The organism is Pseudomonas sp. BIGb0176, from assembly GCF_024810175.1.
Taxonomy (GTDB): domain Bacteria; phylum Pseudomonadota; class Gammaproteobacteria; order Pseudomonadales; family Pseudomonadaceae; genus Aquipseudomonas; species Aquipseudomonas protegens.
In genome coordinates this window covers 676,891-690,845 of record NZ_JANUEC010000004.1, presented here as the reverse complement: position 1 = coordinate 690,845, position 13,955 = coordinate 676,891, and the positions used below count along the sequence as shown (strand labels likewise).

Below are 13,955 nucleotides of genomic sequence, written 5' to 3'. Positions count from 1 at the left end.
TCACTCCCGATGGTCGTGGGTCTGGGTGATACGGCCTTGTTCCACGTGGAACAAAGCGACTGGCGTTTCCGTCTGCCAGCCTTCCCTCAATAATTCGTGGTCTACACAGGTGATAAACACCTGGCAGCGTAAGTCTTCCAACAAGCGACAAAGTGCGCGGCGATGCTGCTCGTCCAGCTCGGACGGCAAGTCATCCACCAGATAAATACACTGACCGCGGCGAGCCTGGCTCACCAGGTGCCCCTGGGCAATGCGCAAGGCACAGACCACCAACTTCTGCTGGCCACGGGACAAGATGTCCGCGGCGTTGTGTCCGCCTAAGCGCAGACGCAAATCAGCACGTTGTGGGCCGGCCTGGGTATGACCCATTTGCTGGTCACGGTGGAGGGCGGTCGCGAGCACTTCACTGAGCTCCCGGTCCTTGTCCCAACCACGGTAATAGCTAAGCGTCAGGCCCTCGAGCTGCAACAGTTCGCCCAAGGTCCGCTCAAAGACTGGTTTCAAGGCTTTGATATAAGCGCGGCGGTATTCATCGATTTCAGCGCTGGCCTGACACAGTTCCCGGTCCCAGGCCGCTTGCGAAGCGGCGTCAAGTGTACCATGCCGCAGCCATGAGTTCCGCTGCCGCAGGGCCTTCTGCAAGCGCTGCCAGGTGGACATGAAGCGTGGTTCCACATGGAACACTCCCCAATCCAGGAACTGCCGACGGATCTTCGGTGCGCCCTCCAGCAGGCGGAAGCTGTCCGGGTTGATCAACTGCAGCGGCAGGATCTCGGCCAACTGCGCCGCGCTGCGGGCATTCTGACCGTCGATGCGGATCTGGAATTCCCCCTGGCGATCACGGGATATCCCCAGGCTGCTATGGCCGCCCTCGGCCAACTCCACCTGGCCGAACACCGTGCAAGCCAGCTGCTCGTACTGGATCACCGGCAACAGGCGGGCACTGCGGAACGAGCGGGCAAGCCCCAGCAGGTGGATGGCTTCCAGCACACTGGTCTTGCCACTGCCGTTGGCGCCGTAGAGAAGGTTGATGCGGGGGGAGGGGGAGAAGGTCACCGGGTGCAGATTGCGCACCGCGGTGACCGAGACGCGACTGAGGGACATCTAGCTTCTGCTGAGCATGATTACAGGCGCATCGGCATGACAACGTAAGCCGAGTCGTCGTTGTCGGATTCCTGCACCAGCGCACTGCTGTTGGAATCGGACAGGATCAGGCGAACCTGTTCGGTGGTCATCACGCCCAGAACGTCCAGCAGGTAGCTGACGTTGAAGCCGATTTCCAGGGAACCGCCGTTGTATTCCACGCCCACTTCTTCTTCCGCTTCTTCCTGCTCCGGGTTGTTGGCCTGGATCTTCAGCTGACCATTGGCCAGTTGCAGACGGATGCCGCGGTACTTCTCGTTGGACAGGATCGCGGTACGGCTGAAGGCTTCGCGCAGCGCCTGGCGATCACCCAGTACCAGCTTGTCACCGCCTTTTGGCAGCACGCGCTCGTAATCCGGGAACTTGCCGTCCACCAGCTTGGAGGTGAAGGTGAATTCGCCGGTGGTGGCACGAATGTGGTGCTGGCCCAGGACAATGCTGACGTTGCCATCGGGCTCGGTGAGCAGGCGCGCCAGTTCCAGGATGCCTTTGCGCGGCACGATCACCTGGTGGCGATCCGGCTGGCCGATGTCCGCCTGCATCGAGCACATGGCCAGACGGTGACCGTCGGTGGCCACGGCGCGGATGATCCCGGCGGACACTTCCAGCAGCATGCCATTGAGGTAGTAGCGCACATCCTGCTGGGCCATGGCGAAGCTGGTGCGTTCGATCAGGCGGCGCAGTCGGCTCTGCTCCAGCTGGCAGGTCAACGAGCCCGGGCCTTCTTCCACAGTCGGGAAGTCGTTGGCCGGCAGGGTCGACAGGGTGAAGCGGCTACGCCCGGCCTTCACCACCAGCTTCTGCTCGTCGACCTTGATGTCGATCAGGGCATCGTTGGGCAGGCTCTTGCAGATGTCCATCAGCTTGCGCGCGGGAACGGTGATTTCCCCCGGCTCGGCTGGCTCTTCAAGTTGCACACGACCGACCAGCTCGACTTCCAGGTCGGTACCGGTCAGCGAAAGTTGCTGGCCTTCGACAACCAGCAGCACGTTGGAAAGCACCGGCAAGGTCTGGCGGCGTTCGACGACGCCGGCGACCAGTTGCAGGGGTTTCAACAGGGCTTCGCGTTGAATGGTGAAATGCATGGTCTAGTCCCTTGCCTTAATAAGCTGCGTTGGAGTCATCAAGTGGTCAGAGTACGCAGCAGGTTCTTGTAGTCCTCGCGGATGTCCGCGTCGGATTCCTTAAGTTCATTGATCTTGCGGCAGGCGTGCAGAACCGTGGTGTGGTCGCGACCGCCGAACACATCGCCGATTTCCGGCAGGCTGTGGTTGGTCAGTTCCTTGGACAGGGCCATGGCCACCTGACGCGGGCGGGCCACCGAACGGGAACGCCGCTTGGACAGCAGATCGGAAATCTTGATCTTGTAGTACTCGGCGACGGTGCGCTGGATGTTATCCACAGACACCAGCTTGTCCTGCAGCGCCAGCAGGTCCTTCAAGGATTCGCGAATCAGCTCGATGGTGATATCGCGGCCCATGAAGTGCGAATGGGCGATGACCCGTTTCAGGGCACCTTCCAGTTCACGGACGTTGGAGCGAATGCGCTGGGCAATGAAGAACGCTGCATCATGAGGCAGCTCGACCTTGGCCTGGTCGGCCTTCTTCATCAGGATCGCCACCCGGGTTTCCAGCTCAGGCGGTTCGACGGCCACCGTCAGACCCCAGCCGAAACGCGACTTGAGGCGCTCTTCCAGGCCTTCGATCTCCTTCGGGTAGCGGTCGCTGGTGAGAATCACCTGCTGGCCGCCTTCGAGGAGGGCGTTGAAGGTGTGGAAGAACTCCTCCTGGGAACGTTCCTTGCGGGCGAAGAATTGAATGTCATCGATCAGCAGCGCATCGACCGAACGGTAGAAACGCTTGAATTCATTGATGGCGTTGAGCTGCAACGCCTTGACCATGTCCGCCACGAATCGCTCGGAATGCAGGTACACGACCTTGGCATTCGGGTTCTTCTTTAATAGGTGGTTACCCACAGCGTGCATCAAGTGGGTCTTACCCAGGCCGACGCCGCCATAAAGGAACAGCGGGTTGTAGCCATGCTTGGGGTTGTCCGCCACCTGCCAGGCCGCCGCGCGGGCCAGCTGGTTGGATTTACCCTCGACGAAATTCTCAAAGGTGAAAGTGCGGTTCAGGTAGCTGGTGTGCTTGAGCGCGCCTTCTACCTGGACAGTACGCTGTTCGGCGCGTACCGGTGCCTGCTGCGAGCTGGCGCCCGCCATCGGGTCGAAGCTGTCACGAGAGGGTTCTTCGCTGACTTCGGCAGCCTTCTGCGCGGCGGCTTTCTTGGCCGGGGCAGAAGTGGGTGCCGGAGCGGGCGCGGGAGCAGCAGCCGGGGCAGCATTGGCTGCTGCGGCTTGCAGGGCTTGCGAAGCGGCAGCGGCCAGTGGCGCGTTAGGTGCGGCGCGAGGCGCCGAACTGCGTTTGCTGCCTATTAATAAGGAAAGAACCGGTGCCATGCCGTTGCCGTGTTCATCCAGCAGCTCGAGCACACGCCCCAGGTACTTTTCATTGACCCAATCGAGAACAAAACGATTCGGTGCGTATACACGCAACTCGTCGCCTTCGGCTTCGACCTGTAGCGGACGGATCCAAGTGTTGAATTGCTGGGCAGGCAGCTCATCACGCAGAAGCTCCACGCACTGCTGCCAAAGTTCCACTGACACGGATATCCCCTAAGTTGAAAGCCGGTGAGGCAAAAACAAGCGGCCATTGTAGCGATCAGCCGCCCACTTATCCACATGTAGCGTGTCCTCAGGACACTAAGAATCAACGCCTTACCCCGAATAAACACGACCAGCGGTATGTGCATAAGCTCTGTGGATAACCCCACTTGAGGCCATTGCACAACTCGGGGCGAAACTCTGTGGGTAACTCGCCTGTGGATAACCGACGGTTCCACACACAGGTTTTCCGATGGCGCAGCACAGGCAGGACACCGTTTCTCAACCGTGTTGTCATTCTCTGTACAGTACGGACTAGAAGGGCTTGAGTCAGTTATCCACAGATAAGGCCGCCCCTAGTCTTTATAAGCTTTACAGAAAAGCTTTAAATACTTTCCTTCTTTATTTTTATATCTAGCCGACCCTGGCTCACAACCCCGTACCCGGACATACATAGATAAAGGAAAAGCTGGTTGGAAATTGACCTAGAGGCTTGCTTTCTCTAGAATCGCCGATCTCTTAAAACGGGGGCCATTCCGGCCCGTTGTGGACGAACCAGGTAACACGACATGAAACGTACTTTCCAACCAAGCACTATCAAACGCGCTCGTACCCACGGTTTCCGTGCTCGCATGGCTACCAAGAACGGTCGTGCCGTCCTGTCGCGTCGTCGCGCCAAAGGTCGTGCGCGTCTGGCAGTTTGATAATCCGGCACTGGAGGTGAGTCAGGACTTCAGTCGGGAAAAGCGTCTGCTTACTCCCCGGCACTTCAAGGCGGTCTTTGACTCCCCTACCGGCAAGGTTCCGGGGAAAAATCTCCTGCTCCTTGCGCGCAACAACGATCTTGATCATCCCCGTCTGGGGCTCGTGATCGGGAAAAAGAGCGTAAAACTCTCCGTTGAGCGCAATCGCCTCAAGCGTCTGATGCGCGAATCGTTTCGTCTCCACCAGGACTCACTGGTCGGATGGGATATCGTTATCGTCGCGCGCAAAGGTTTGGGCGATGTAGAAAACCCCGAATTGATTCAGCATTTCGGCAAACTCTGGAAACGCCTGGCCCGCAACAAGCCGGTACCAGCAGCAAACTCCGAAACTGTAGGGGTAGACAGTCCCGATGCGTAAACTGGCACTCGTTCCGATCCAGTTTTACCGCTATGCCATTAGTCCTCTGATGGCCAATCACTGTCGTTTCTACCCCAGTTGTTCCTGCTACGCGTTGGAAGCCATCGAAAATCATGGCCTTCTGCGCGGTGGCTGGCTGACCTTTCGTCGTTTAGGTCGCTGTCATCCGTGGAATCCCGGTGGTTATGACCCGGTTCCACCTATCCCTACCTCCCGTTCTTCTTCGATGGCCGAGTAATCATGGATATCAAACGCACGATCCTGATCGTCGCCCTGGCAATCGTGTCCTATGTCATGGTTCTTAAATGGAACCAGGATTATGGCCAAGCTGCCCTGCCGACTCAGAATGTTGCTTCCAGCACGACCGCCCCGGGCTTGCCGGATGCGCCAACAGGCACTTCCGCTGCCAACGACGACATTCCGCGCGCGGCAAGCGACACCACCGCACCCGCTGAAGCGCCTGTAGCGGCAAGCAAAGATCTCATTCAGATCAAAACGGATGTGCTCGACCTGGCTGTCGATCCACAAGGTGGGGATATCGCGCAACTGCGTTTGCCACTGTATCCACGTCGTCAGGACCACCCGGAAATCCCGTTCCAGCTGTTCGATAACGGCAACGAGCGGACTTATCTGGCACAAAGTGGCCTGATTGGCAGCAACGGCCCGGACGCAAGCCCGGCCGGTCGCCCGATCTACTCGGCCGAGAAGAAAAGTTATCAACTGGCTGACGGTCAGGACCAATTGGTGGTGGACCTGAAGTTCAGCAAGGACGGCGTCAACTACATCAAGCGCTTCACCCTGAAGCGTGGCCTGTATGACATCACCGTTTCCTACCTGATCGACAACGAAAGCGCGCAGCCCTGGACCGGTGCGATGTTCGCCCAGCTCAAGCGCGACGCCAGTTCCGATCCATCCTCCAGCACCGCCACCGGCACCGCGACTTACTTGGGCGCCGCCCTGTGGACAAGTTCCGAGCCGTACAAAAAAGTGTCCATGAAAGACATGGACAAGGTGAACGAGGACAAATCCAAGGCACCCATCACTGAAAATGTTCAGGGTGGTTGGGTTGCCTGGCTGCAGCACTACTTCGTGACCGCCTGGATTCCGCCAAAAGGCGAGAACAACCAGGTTCTGGCGCGTAAAGACAGCAAAGGCAACTACATCATCGGCTACACCGGCCCTTCGATGACCGTTGCTCCGGGTGCCAAGGCTGAAACCAGCGCCATTCTGTACGCCGGCCCGAAAAGCCAGGCCGTGCTGAAAGAGTTGTCCCCAGGTCTGGAACTGACCGTGGACTACGGTTTCCTATGGTTCATTGCCCAGCCGATCTTCTGGCTGCTGCAACATATCCACAGCCTGGTGGGTAACTGGGGCTGGTCGATCATCTTCCTGACCATGCTGATCAAGGGGATCTTCTTCCCACTGTCGGCTGCCAGCTACAAGTCCATGGCACGCATGCGTGCAGTGGCTCCGAAACTGGCCGCGCTGAAGGAAAAATTCGGCGACGATCGTCAGAAAATGTCCCAGGCGATGATGGAGCTGTACAAGAAAGAGAAGATCAATCCGCTGGGTGGCTGCTTGCCGATCCTGGTGCAGATGCCGGTCTTCCTGTCCCTGTACTGGGTACTCCTGGAAAGCGTGGAAATGCGCCAGGCACCGTTCATGCTGTGGATTACCGACCTGTCGATCAAGGATCCGTTCTTTATCCTGCCGATCATCATGGGCGCCACCATGTTCATCCAGCAGCAGCTGAACCCGACGCCTCCGGATCCGATGCAGGCCAAGGTGATGAAAATGATGCCGATCATCTTCACCTTCTTCTTCCTGTGGTTCCCGGCGGGTCTGGTGCTGTACTGGGTAGTGAACAACTGCCTGTCGATCGCTCAACAGTGGTACATCACTCGTAAGATCGAAGCGGCTACCAAGAAAGCAGCTGCCTGACCTACGCTGTGGATAACCACACAAGACGCCCCCTAGTGGGGCGTTTTGCTATCTGTCACTTTTGTCTGGATGTCGGGTTATGAATGTCCCTCGTGAAACCATCGCTGCCATTGCTACCGCCCAGGGCCGCGGCGGCGTGGGTATCGTACGGATTTCCGGGCCCCTGGCGGGCGCGGCAGCCAAAGCCATCAGCGGCCGTGAGCTGAAGCCGCGGTTTGCCCATTACGGGCCGTTTCTCAGTGAGCAAGAAGAAGTCCTGGATGAGGGGATTGCCCTGTATTTCCCCGGGCCGAACTCCTTCACCGGCGAAGACGTGCTGGAACTGCAGGGCCACGGCGGCCCGATTGTTCTCGACATGCTGCTGCAGCGCTGCCTGGAACTGGGCTGCCGCCTGGCTCGGCCGGGAGAATTCAGCGAGCGTGCGTTCCTCAACGACAAACTGGACCTGGCCCAGGCCGAAGCCATTGCCGACCTGATCGAGGCCAGTTCGGCACAGGCTGCGCGCAATGCCCTGCGTTCGTTGCAAGGGGCGTTCTCCCAGCGTGTGCATAACTTGACCGAGCAACTGATCGCCCTGCGGATCTATGTCGAAGCGGCGATCGATTTTCCCGAGGAAGAAATCGACTTCCTTGCCGATGGCCATGTGTTGAGCATGCTCGATGCAGTGCGTGACGAGTTATCCACAGTACTGCGTGAAGCCGGACAGGGCGCCTTGCTGCGCGATGGCATGACCGTGGTGATCGCCGGGCGCCCAAATGCCGGCAAATCCAGCCTGCTCAACGCCCTGGCTGGGCGCGAGGCTGCCATCGTCACCGATATCGCCGGCACCACTCGGGACATCCTGCGCGAACATATCCACATCGACGGCATGCCGTTGCACGTGGTGGACACCGCAGGGCTGCGGGACACCGAGGACCAGGTGGAAAAGATCGGAGTCGAACGGGCCCTCAAGGCCATCAGCGAGGCCGACCGGGTGTTGCTGGTGGTGGACGCCACCGCGGCGGAAGCAGCGGACCCCTTCGCCCTGTGGCCGGAGTTTCTCGAACAGCGACCAGACCCGGCCAAGGTCACGCTGATTCGCAACAAGGCCGATCTGACCGGTGAACCCATTGCCCTGGAAACCTGTGACGATGGCCATGTCACCATCAGCCTCAGTGCCATGGCCGCGGGCAGCGGGCTGGAACTGCTGCGTGACCACCTGAAAGCCTGCATGGGCTATGAACAGACGTCCGAAAGCAGCTTCAGTGCGCGCCGCCGGCACTTGGAGGCATTGCGCTACGCCAGTGCCGCCCTGGAACATGGCCGGGCACAGTTGACCCTGGCAGGTGCCGGCGAACTGCTGGCCGAGGACTTGCGCCAGGCCCAGCAATCGCTGGGGGAAATCACCGGGGCCTTCAGTTCCGATGACCTGCTGGGGCGGATCTTCTCCAGCTTCTGCATCGGCAAGTAATCATCCTTCCGAGCAAGCGCCTGTGGACAACTCCCTCCGGGATACCGTCTGCGGGCGTTACCTTTATCCCCCATCCAAGCCCGCTGCGACATTGAGTAACAGCGCCTGCCTGAAAATCAGCGCTTTATCCCCCGGTTAATCAGCCGATAGCCGTCATATCGCAGAAGTTCGCGTAAACGCCGACTTGGTTCCCTATTTGCATCCATTTCTTGTACAGGTTTATACATCTCGGGAAATTCCCCGGCATGCGTCGCCTGGGCCGACGGTTGGAAGCCGGCTGGTCTTCATGAACCTGCATTCAAGGAGCTGAAATGGCTGACGCGGGCACTGTTCTACAGCGTGGCCTGAGCACCCGGCACATCCGCTTCATCGCCCTGGGCTCTGCCATTGGCACAGGCTTGTTCTACGGTTCGGCGGCCGCCATTCAACGGGCGGGGCCTTCGGTCCTGCTGGCCTATCTGATTGGCGGCGCAGCCATCTACCTGACCATGCGCGCCCTAGGAGAGATGGCAGTCAGGACTCCTGTTTCAGGCTCTTTCGGACATTACGCCAGCAGTTATCTGGGACGTTTTGCGGGGTTTCTCACCGGTTGGAGCTACGCCTTTTCCATGCTCATGGTGTGCTTGGCTGACGTCACCGCATTCGGCGTCTACATGGGCCTGTGGTTTCCCGATACTCCCCGCTGGATCTGGGTGCTGAGCATTGTCCTGGGCATTGGCGCCTTGAACCTGTGCAGCGTAAAGGTGTTCGGCGAGCTGGAGTTCTGGCTGTCGCTGCTCAAGGTTGGCGCCATTGTGGCCATGATCGTCGGCGGCTTTACCCTGCTGTTCTTCGGCATCCAGCTTGGGGAGGAACAAAGCCGGGGAGGGCTGGCCAATCTCTGGGAATATGGCGGCTTTTTCCCTAATGGCGTGGAGGGCATGATCGCCTCCTTCACCATCGTCATGTTCGCCTTTGGTGGAATCGAAGTCATCGGCATCACCGCCGGCGAGGCCAAGGACCCGCAGCGCATGATCCCCAAGGCCATCAACTCGGTACCGCTGCGGATCCTGATCTTCTACGTACTGACCTTGCTGATTCTGTTGACCCTGGCTCCCTGGTCGAGCATCGGTAGCCATGGCAGCCCGTTCGTGCAGATCTTCAGCAGCCTGGGGATCAGTTCGGCGGCCACGGTGCTGAATATCGTAGTGATTTCCGCCGTGGTCTCGGCCATCAACAGCGATATCTTCAGTGCCGGGCGAATGATGTATGGCATGGCGGCGATCGGGCAGGCGCCGGCAGTGTTCGCCAGGACCTCCCGCTTCGGCGTGCCCTGGATGACGGTGTTGGTCATGTCGGTGGCGTTGCTGCTGGGGGTGCTGCTCAACTACTGGATCCCGCAGGAACTGTTCCTGATCTTTGCCTCGCTGGTGACCTTTTCCGTGGTCTGGGTCTGGCTGATGATCCTGCTGTCACAAATGGCCATGCGTCGTGGCATGAGTGCCCAGGAAATCGACGAACTGAAGTTTCCGGTACCCCTGGGCGCAGCGGGTCAGGCCTGTGCCGTGGTTTTCATGTTGTTCATCTTCGGTGTGCTGGGCGCATTTGCCGATACGCGCCTGGCACTGTATGTGGGGCTGGGCTGGTTGGCGCTGCTGTCGCTGGCCTATTGGATATGGATCAAACCGGATACCACCGGCTCGGCCGCCGCCGAGCCCGGTATCGGAACTCAGGAAAAGGGATAACCCATGGGATCGTTCGAGTTGCCGCCTACAACCATTGAAGCCTTTCAGCGCGATGGCGCTGTGTGCATTCGCCAACTGTTCAGCAGCGATGAAGTCGGCCTGCTGGAGCGGGGGATCGAGCACAACCTGGCGTTTCCCAGCGAACGGGCCAAGGTCGCCAGCCGTCCGGACGACCCTGGCTGGTTCTTCGAGGACTTCTGCAACTGGCAAGAGAACCCGGCCTATCGGCAGTTCATCTTCCAGAGCCGGGTTGGCCACGTGGCTGCGCAACTGATGGGCAGCGATCAGGCTCGCCTGTATCACGACCACCTGCTGGTCAAGGAACCCAATACCCGGCAACGCACGCCCTGGCACCAGGACCAGCCGTACTACAACGTCGAAGGCCGGCAGAACTGCAGCATGTGGATGCCGGTGGACCCGGTGGCCCGGGAATCGACCCTGGAGTTCATTGCCGGCTCGCACCTGGGGCCCTGGCTGATGCCGCGAACCTTTCTCGACAACCAGGCCAGGTGGTTCCCCGAGGGCAGCCTGGCTGATCTTCCGGACATCGAGGCCGATCGTTCAGCATGGAACATTCTGGGCTGGGAACTGCAGCCCGGCGACGCAGTGTTTTTCCACATGCTGACCCTGCATGGGGCCGGCGGTGTAGGCGGAAATAGACGACGGCGGGCATTTTCCCTGCGTTTTCTCGGAGAAGACATGCGCCATGCCCCGAGACCATGGCGAACCTCACCGGAATTCCCCGGCCTGGTCGAACAGTTGGCCGCCGGCGCCGCTCTGGAACATGAGCTGTTTCCACGTTTGTGGCCTCGCGACCTGGCCTGAACGGGCATTTATCCACCGGCAGGTCGCGCTCGCGGCCTGTCTTTTCGCGTTATCCAGCTTCCATTTTCGTTCTTTGCCCTGGGCGAAGGGGGGTAGCTGTGGGCGTCTATCAGTGGAAAGCAGGTTTTTCTGTGGATTAAGCCCTGTGAATAACTGCCCTTCAGCTCAGTTGATAACCGGGCTCCAAAACTGAGGAAAACCACCCCTGTGGATAACCACCCCATTCATCCACAGGCTTAAACCGGTTATCCAAGGGCCTCATGGCTACCTAATCACAGAGTTTAAAATCTCTGTACACAAGCTAAATAGCGGTGTGTAGCGATCTATCCACAGATAGGGTGGTGTATAAGAATAAACATAAAAACAAGGTTTTAATAAATCTCTCTCTTTTAATTTCTATTGTCCGCCAGTCATCCACAGCTGGTTAAATTTTGTGCAAAGGGTTCTTTAGAAAGGTCGAAGTCCCTATACTTGCCGCCTTGGTCCAAAAACCAACCCGACAACTACTCCTAATTACTCCTACTTGAAGCAGGCACGAGGTGCGTGGTGGATTTCCCTTCCCGTTTTGAAGTGATCGTCATCGGCGGCGGTCATGCCGGTACCGAGGCAGCACTTGCATCAGCACGCATGGGGGCAAAAACCCTGTTGCTGACGCATAACGTGGAAACCCTCGGTGCCATGAGCTGCAATCCCGCGATCGGCGGCATTGGCAAGAGCCACCTGGTCAAGGAAATCGATGCCCTGGGCGGCGCGATGGCCATGGCTACTGATAAGGGCGGCATCCAGTTTCGCGTGTTGAACAGCCGCAAAGGCCCAGCCGTGCGCGCTACCCGCGCCCAGGCCGACCGTATTCTGTATAAGGCAGCTGTTCGCGAGATTCTGGAAAACCAGCCCAACCTGTGGATATTTCAACAGGCGGCTGACGACCTGATCGTTGAACAGGATCAGGTCCGTGGTGTTGTGACCCAGATGGGCCTGCGTTTCTTCGCCGAATCCGTGGTGTTGACCACCGGTACCTTCCTCGGCGGACTTATCCACATCGGTATGCAGAACTACTCCGGCGGTCGTGCTGGTGATCCGCCCTCGATTGCCCTGGCGCAACGACTTCGGGAACTGCCTCTGCGTGTCGGCCGCCTGAAAACCGGCACACCGCCGCGTATTGATGGCCGTTCTGTGGATTTCTCGGTAATGACCGAGCAACCTGGCGATACCCCGATTCCCGTGATGTCGTTCCTGGGGTCGAAAGAGCAGCATCCACCGCAAGTCAGTTGCTGGATTACCCACACCAACGCCCGCACCCACGAAATCATTGCTTCGAACCTCGACCGTTCGCCGATGTACTCCGGGGTGATCGAAGGTATTGGCCCGCGTTACTGCCCGTCGATCGAAGACAAGATCCATCGCTTTGCCGACAAGGAAAGCCACCAGGTCTTCATCGAGCCCGAAGGCCTGACTACCCACGAGCTGTACCCGAACGGGATATCCACCTCCCTGCCATTCGACGTGCAACTGCAGATCGTGCAGTCGATTCGCGGCATGGAAAACGCCCATATCGTGCGCCCGGGCTATGCCATCGAGTACGACTACTTCGACCCGCGGGACTTGAAGTACAGCCTGGAAACCAAAGTCATCGGTGGCCTGTTCTTCGCAGGCCAGATCAATGGCACCACCGGCTATGAAGAAGCCGGTGCCCAAGGTTTGCTGGCCGGGGCCAACGCGGCACTGCGTGCTCAGGGCAAAGACAGCTGGTGCCCGCGTCGCGACGAGGCCTATATCGGGGTACTGGTGGATGACCTGATTACCCTGGGCACCCAGGAACCGTACCGGATGTTCACCTCCCGGGCGGAATACCGCTTGATCCTGCGTGAAGACAACGCCGACCTGCGTCTGACCGAAAAAGGTCGCGAACTGGGGCTGGTGGATGACGTGCGCTGGGCCGCTTTCTGCAAGAAACGCGAAGGCATTGCCCAGGAAGAACAACGTTTGAAGTCCACCTGGGTTCGTCCGGGTACCGAGCAGGGTGATGCCATTGCACAAAAATTCGGCACGCCGCTGACCCACGAATACAACCTGCTGAACCTGCTGAGCCGTCCAGAAATCGACTACGCTGGTCTGGTCGAAGTGACCGGGCAAGGCGCTGAAGATCCACAGGTCGCCGAACAGGTCGAGATCAAGACCAAGTACGCCGGCTACATCGATCGCCAGCAGGACGAAATTGCTCGCCTGCGCGCCAGTGAAGACACCAAATTGCCTGTGGATATCGATTACAGCGGTATTTCCGGCCTGTCGAAGGAAATCCAGAGCAAGCTCGGAGCGACCCGCCCGGAAACCCTGGGCCAGGCCTCGCGGATTCCCGGTGTGACCCCGGCAGCGATCTCCCTGTTGATGATTCACTTGAAAAAACGCGGCGCGGGCCGTCAGTTGGAGCAAAGCGCTTGAGTTCTATGGTCACCCCACAACACGCGGATGAGTTATCCACAGGCGCTCGCCAGCTCGGCGTCGAACTGAGCCCGACCCAGCACCAATTGCTGCTGGGTTACCTGGCCCTGTTGATCAAGTGGAACAAGGCCTACAACCTCACTGCGGTGCGCGATCCCGATGAAATGGTCTCCCGCCATCTGCTCGATAGCCTGAGCGTGATGTCGTTCATCGAAAACGGCCGCTGGCTGGACGTCGGCAGCGGTGGCGGCATGCCCGGCATCCCGCTGGCGATCCTGTTTCCCGAGTCGCAAGTCACCTGTCTGGACAGCAACGGCAAGAAAACCCGCTTCCTGACCCAGGTCAAACTCGAACTCAAGCTCGAAAACCTGCAAGTTATCCACAGTCGGGTCGAAGCCTTCACCCCTGAGCAGCCTTTCAACGGGATCATTTCCCGGGCGTTCAGCAGCATGGAGAACTTCACCAGCTGGACCCGCCACCTGGGCGACCGCGATACACGCTGGCTGGCAATGAAGGGCGTCCATCCCTCGGATGAGCTGTTAGCATTGCCGGCAGACTTCCACCTCGATAGCGAACACGCCTTGGCCGTACCCGGTTGCCAAGGCCAACGCCATCTGCTGATACTGCGCCGCACGGCATGATTGGGAAC

General features: G+C 59.0%; 12 protein-coding genes. 9 read left to right on the top strand and 3 right to left on the bottom strand.

Annotated elements, in window-relative coordinates:
- Genes recF through dnaA form a run of 3 tightly spaced genes read right to left on the bottom strand, consistent with a single transcriptional unit; the run spans position 1 to position 3,808 of the window.
- Positions 1–1,104, bottom strand: a complete 1,104-nt coding sequence (recF, locus tag M2395_RS26260; RefSeq protein ID WP_123431148.1) for a DNA replication/repair protein RecF — start codon at positions 1,102–1,104, stop codon at positions 1–3.
- Positions 1,105–1,124: 20 nt separating this feature from the next.
- Entirely contained in the window at positions 1,125–2,228 is a 1,104-nt protein-coding gene (dnaN, locus tag M2395_RS26255) for a DNA polymerase III subunit beta (RefSeq protein ID WP_011058392.1), read from the bottom strand.
- 38 nt (positions 2,229–2,266) lie between these two features.
- Positions 2,267–3,808, bottom strand: coding sequence for a chromosomal replication initiator protein DnaA (dnaA, locus tag M2395_RS26250; protein WP_011058391.1), 1,542 nt, complete (start codon positions 3,806–3,808; stop codon positions 2,267–2,269).
- A 566-nt stretch (positions 3,809–4,374) separates the two neighbouring features.
- Here dnaA and rpmH point away from each other — a divergent pair.
- The 9 genes from rpmH to rsmG all read left to right on the top strand — a co-directional run bounded on the left by rpmH (position 4,375) and on the right by rsmG (position 13,947).
- A complete protein-coding gene (gene rpmH / locus M2395_RS26245; RefSeq protein WP_003213577.1) occupies positions 4,375–4,509 on the top strand; it encodes a 50S ribosomal protein L34 in 135 nt (44 codons plus the stop codon).
- A gap of 16 nt (positions 4,510–4,525) precedes the next feature.
- On the top strand, positions 4,526–4,927 hold the full coding sequence (gene rnpA, locus M2395_RS26240; protein ID WP_026020269.1) for a ribonuclease P protein component: 402 nt from the start codon (positions 4,526–4,528) through the stop codon (positions 4,925–4,927).
- Entirely contained in the window at positions 4,920–5,165 is a 246-nt protein-coding gene (yidD, locus tag M2395_RS26235; RefSeq protein WP_003213574.1) for a membrane protein insertion efficiency factor YidD, read from the top strand. The genes rnpA and yidD overlap by 8 nt, the downstream gene beginning before the upstream one ends.
- A gap of 2 nt (positions 5,166–5,167) precedes the next feature.
- Positions 5,168–6,868 carry a membrane protein insertase YidC gene (gene yidC, locus M2395_RS26230; protein ID WP_011064394.1) on the top strand — a complete coding sequence of 567 codons (1,701 nt, stop codon included), beginning with the start codon at positions 5,168–5,170 and terminating at the stop codon, positions 6,866–6,868.
- A 79-nt stretch (positions 6,869–6,947) separates the two neighbouring features.
- A complete protein-coding gene (gene mnmE / locus M2395_RS26225) occupies positions 6,948–8,318 on the top strand; it encodes a tRNA uridine-5-carboxymethylaminomethyl(34) synthesis GTPase MnmE (protein WP_041120513.1) in 1,371 nt (456 codons plus the stop codon).
- 311 nt (positions 8,319–8,629) lie between these two features.
- A complete protein-coding gene (locus M2395_RS26220) occupies positions 8,630–10,042 on the top strand; it encodes an amino acid permease (RefSeq protein ID WP_123431147.1) in 1,413 nt (470 codons plus the stop codon).
- A gap of 3 nt (positions 10,043–10,045) precedes the next feature.
- Entirely contained in the window at positions 10,046–10,867 is an 822-nt protein-coding gene (locus tag M2395_RS26215; RefSeq protein ID WP_015637576.1) for a phytanoyl-CoA dioxygenase family protein, read from the top strand.
- A gap of 546 nt (positions 10,868–11,413) precedes the next feature.
- Positions 11,414–13,306 (top strand): tRNA uridine-5-carboxymethylaminomethyl(34) synthesis enzyme MnmG, encoded by a 1,893-nt coding sequence (gene mnmG, locus M2395_RS26210; protein ID WP_011064390.1) that lies wholly within the window; start codon positions 11,414–11,416, stop codon positions 13,304–13,306.
- 5 nt (positions 13,307–13,311) lie between these two features.
- A complete protein-coding gene (rsmG, locus tag M2395_RS26205; protein WP_015637574.1) occupies positions 13,312–13,947 on the top strand; it encodes a 16S rRNA (guanine(527)-N(7))-methyltransferase RsmG in 636 nt (211 codons plus the stop codon).
- Positions 13,948–13,955: the final 8 nt, after the last annotated feature.

Excerpts from the sequence above, each read along its gene's own strand:
- rpmH (WP_003213577.1), top strand. The coding sequence starts at position 4,375 with ATGAAACGTACTTTCCAACCAAGCACTATCAAACGCGCTCGTACCCAC.
- mnmE (WP_041120513.1), top strand. The coding sequence starts at position 6,948 with ATGAATGTCCCTCGTGAAACCATCGCTGCCATTGCTACCGCCCAGGGC.
- dnaN (WP_011058392.1), bottom strand. The coding sequence starts at position 2,228 with ATGCATTTCACCATTCAACGCGAAGCCCTGTTGAAACCCCTGCAACTG.
- M2395_RS26220 (WP_123431147.1), top strand. The coding sequence starts at position 8,630 with ATGGCTGACGCGGGCACTGTTCTACAGCGTGGCCTGAGCACCCGGCAC.
- M2395_RS26215 (WP_015637576.1), top strand. The coding sequence starts at position 10,046 with ATGGGATCGTTCGAGTTGCCGCCTACAACCATTGAAGCCTTTCAGCGC.
- yidD (WP_003213574.1), top strand. The coding sequence starts at position 4,920 with ATGCGTAAACTGGCACTCGTTCCGATCCAGTTTTACCGCTATGCCATT.
- recF (WP_123431148.1), bottom strand. The coding sequence starts at position 1,104 with ATGTCCCTCAGTCGCGTCTCGGTCACCGCGGTGCGCAATCTGCACCCG.
- rsmG (WP_015637574.1), top strand. The coding sequence starts at position 13,312 with ATGGTCACCCCACAACACGCGGATGAGTTATCCACAGGCGCTCGCCAG.
- yidC (WP_011064394.1), top strand. The coding sequence starts at position 5,168 with ATGGATATCAAACGCACGATCCTGATCGTCGCCCTGGCAATCGTGTCC.